Here is a 360-nt window from a genome sequence, read left to right as displayed (position 1 = left end):
TCCACTATCGCTGGGACGGTGACCAGCTGGTGCAGCAACAAAGCTACCGGGCCGATGGCAACGCCGCCCGTCAGGTACAGTGGGTCTATGAGCCGGGCAGCTTCAGGCCGCTGGCCCAGTGGGAAGCAGGTGAACAGGACGAGCGTCTGCACTATATCGTGACGGACGTGGCGGGCACCGCCCGCGAGCTGTGCAGCGAAGCCGGTGACATTATCTGGCGTGGTGAACAGCGGTTGTGGGGCAACCATCGAACCGATGTTATCCCACAACCGCTCAGGCGCTTCCTTGGGGATGCAGCCAATGACGAAACTTATTGTGAGCTGCGCTATCAGGGGCAGATTTATGACCAGGAGACGGGGC

Annotated in this window: 1 protein-coding gene; it reads left to right on the top strand. The window is 61.1% G+C overall.

Annotated elements, in window-relative coordinates:
* On the top strand, positions 1–360 hold a 360-nt coding region (locus tag L975_RS15405; protein ID WP_047709252.1), incomplete at both ends, for an RHS domain-containing protein.

It is taken from the genome of Plesiomonas sp. ZOR0011 (assembly GCF_000800945.1).
Lineage (GTDB): Bacteria > Pseudomonadota > Gammaproteobacteria > Enterobacterales > CAMTGL01 > Plesiomonas > Plesiomonas shigelloides.
Note: the sequence above shows the minus strand (reverse complement) of the source record. Positions and strands in the feature narration are given on the sequence as shown.